This is a genomic window from Nocardiopsis lucentensis DSM 44048 (assembly GCF_000341125.1).
Lineage (GTDB): Bacteria > Actinomycetota > Actinomycetes > Streptosporangiales > Streptosporangiaceae > Nocardiopsis > Nocardiopsis lucentensis.
The window spans coordinates 1-2,302 of sequence record NZ_ANBC01000052.1; the positions used below are offsets into that span (position 1 = coordinate 1).

Annotated in this window: 2 protein-coding genes and 2 pseudogenes; 2 read left to right on the top strand and 2 right to left on the bottom strand. The window is 71.2% G+C overall.

Annotated elements, in window-relative coordinates; translation table 11 throughout:
- Window positions 1–540 (top strand): annotated as a pseudogene (locus D471_RS39935) (site-2 protease family protein); the annotation flags it as partial.
- A 15-nt stretch (window positions 541–555) separates the two neighbouring features.
- On the opposite strand, the gene D471_RS0101525 reads toward D471_RS39935, so the two are convergent.
- Together D471_RS0101525 and mshB are read right to left on the bottom strand one after the other, a co-directional pair.
- Window positions 556–1,020 carry a hypothetical protein gene (locus D471_RS0101525; RefSeq protein WP_017596993.1) on the bottom strand — a complete coding sequence of 155 codons (465 nt, stop codon included), beginning with the start codon at window positions 1,018–1,020 and terminating at the stop codon, window positions 556–558.
- 47 nt (window positions 1,021–1,067) lie between these two features.
- Window positions 1,068–1,934: an N-acetyl-1-D-myo-inositol-2-amino-2-deoxy-alpha-D-glucopyranoside deacetylase gene (gene mshB, locus D471_RS0101530; protein WP_193789727.1), complete on the bottom strand. Its 867-nt coding sequence runs from the start codon at window positions 1,932–1,934 to the stop codon at window positions 1,068–1,070.
- Between the two features lie 126 nt (window positions 1,935–2,060).
- Here mshB and D471_RS0101535 point away from each other — a divergent pair.
- Window positions 2,061–2,302: pseudogene (locus D471_RS0101535) on the top strand (S9 family peptidase); the annotation flags it as partial.

Here is a 2,302-nt window from a genome sequence, read left to right on the forward strand (position 1 = left end):
CTCAACCCCTTCGCCTTCCGGGAGACCTTCGGCGGCCTGATCCTGCCCCTGGTCTACCTGTGTCTCGGCGGGCTGGGGCTGACCGGCCCGCCCACCTACGTGAAGTGGGACCGCATTCCGGCCTCGCGCCGTGCCGTGGTGGCGCTCGCCGGTCCGCTGGCCAGCCTCGTGGTGGCGGCGGCGCTGACGGTCACCGTGTCGATCCTCGTTCCGCCGGACAGCGACACCACCAACTGGGCGATCTCCTCGATGGCCTTCCTGTCCCTGGCGAACCTGACGGCGGCTGTGGTCAACCTGCTGCCGGTCCCCGGTCTGGACGGGTTCGAGCTGCTCACGCCCCCGCTGTCGGACAGGGTGACCGGTTTCCTCCGCGTCAACGCGCTGTACTTCTCGATCGCGATCTTCGCGCTGTTGTGGTTCCCGAGCGTCAACGACGCCTTCTTCAACGCCTTCTACCGGTTCTACGACCTGGTCCTGCCGAACCCGGCGTACCCGGGCATGGCGTTCTTCGGTCAGCTGCTGTTGCAGTTCTGGACCTGACCCACCCTCGGATCGCTAGCGGCCGCCGCCGAACCCGGCGAGGACGCCGCCGCGCGCGCCGCGGACCGAACTCACCACCACGGCCGCCGCCAGGGCCAGCATCGATCCGAGTTGGTAACCGTTGTGGATCATGTGACCGGTGAGCACGATGTCGCCGCCGGGCGTGTAACCGATCACGGCGAACAGGGAGAGCACGAACCCGATCGTGAAGGCCATCGCGGCGTCCGGCGTCCCGCTCCCCCACGCCAGGAGTCGGCAGCCCGCGTACAACAACGCCACGTAGACCACGAGCGCGGCCACCGCGATCGTCGGCACCGGCTGTCCCGCCTCCCAGTACCGGGTCAGCCACCCCGCGCACAGGGAGGACACGAGCCCGACCACCGCGCCCAGCGGCGCCACGACGGCGAGCGTCCCCAGGTACAGCAGGACCGAGGCGCCGCGCGCCCGTTCGGCCCCCGTGGCGGTGTCGGACGTGGTCATGTCAGTGGAGGATACGCGGCCGGTCCCACCGGGTCCGCCGGCGCCGCTCACAGGCCCGCGAAGAGGTCGGTCTCGAACTCCCCGCCGACGGTCCGCGGCGTCGGCCCCATGATCAGGGTGAAGTGCTCCACGGCGTCGATCTCCTGGGCGATGCCGTTCGACAGCGCGAACCGCTCGCCCTCCACCGTGATCTGGGTGACATGCGCACGCATCGCGAGCGCCTTGGCCGCCCAATGGTCGGTGGCGTCGATCCGCGTGGTCACCGCGGAGTCGGGTGTGCCCAGGGCGATGTCGGACACCTGGGAGGGCGGTGTGAAGGAACCGGACTCCTCGGCCAGGCGGGAGATGGACGCCTCGATCCGCGACACGGGCTGGGCGATCGCGTAGAGCTTGCGGACCCGCCAGGGGGTCCCCGGCATCGTGCGCTCCCCCGCCTTGACGCAGGCCCGGCGCGTGACCCGGTGCGCCTGGATGTGGTCGGGGTGGCCGTAGCCCCCGTTCTCGTCGTAGCTGACCACCACGTGCGGGCGCGCCGCACGGATCATCTCCGCCAGGAGGGTCGCGGCCTCCTCGACATCGGCCCCCCAGAACGCGCGGGGGTGGTCGTTGGCGGGTCCGCCGACCATCCCCGAGTCACGGTAGTGGCCGGGACCGCCGAGGAACCGGTGGTCGCGCACGCCCAGCGCGACACAGGCCTTGTCGAGTTCACCGACACGGTGCTCGCCCAGCGTGTCGTCGCGATCGGCGGCCAGGTGCGCGAGGTCGTCGGGGATGACCTCTCCCTCCTCGCCCAGGGTGCAGGTCACGAGGGTGACCTCCGCGCCCTCGGCCGCGTACTTCGCCAGTGTCGCTCCCGTGACGATGCTCTCGTCGTCGGGGTGTGCGTGCACCATCATCAGTCGCCTGTCCATCACGTAGCGAACGATACCGGGCCGGTCGCCCCCTCTCCGCCCCGACGAGCCCGGAGCCCGAGCCCCGGGCATGGGGGGCTCGCCACGACGGGCGCGGCGGGCGGCCCGGTGATGGGACACAATCGCCCTATGAGCTTTCCTCGCCAACTGGCCCGAACCCATCGCTTCACCATCGGTGTCCCGTACGCGTTCGAGATCTCCCCGGACGGGCGGCGTGTCGCCTTCCTCCGGGGACGGGACGGTGTGGACACCGCCACCTGCCTGTGGGTGCACGAGACCGAGGAGGGTACGGCCTGGGTGGCCGCGGACCCCCGGGAGCTCGGCGCCGACGACGAGAACCTCCCCCCGGAGGAGCGCGCCCGCCGCGAACG

Bases quoted from the DNA above. Each gene is read 5' to 3' on its own strand.
- D471_RS0101525 (WP_017596993.1), bottom strand. From the start codon at position 1,020: ATGACCACGTCCGACACCGCCACGGGGGCCGAACGGGCGCGCGGCGCC.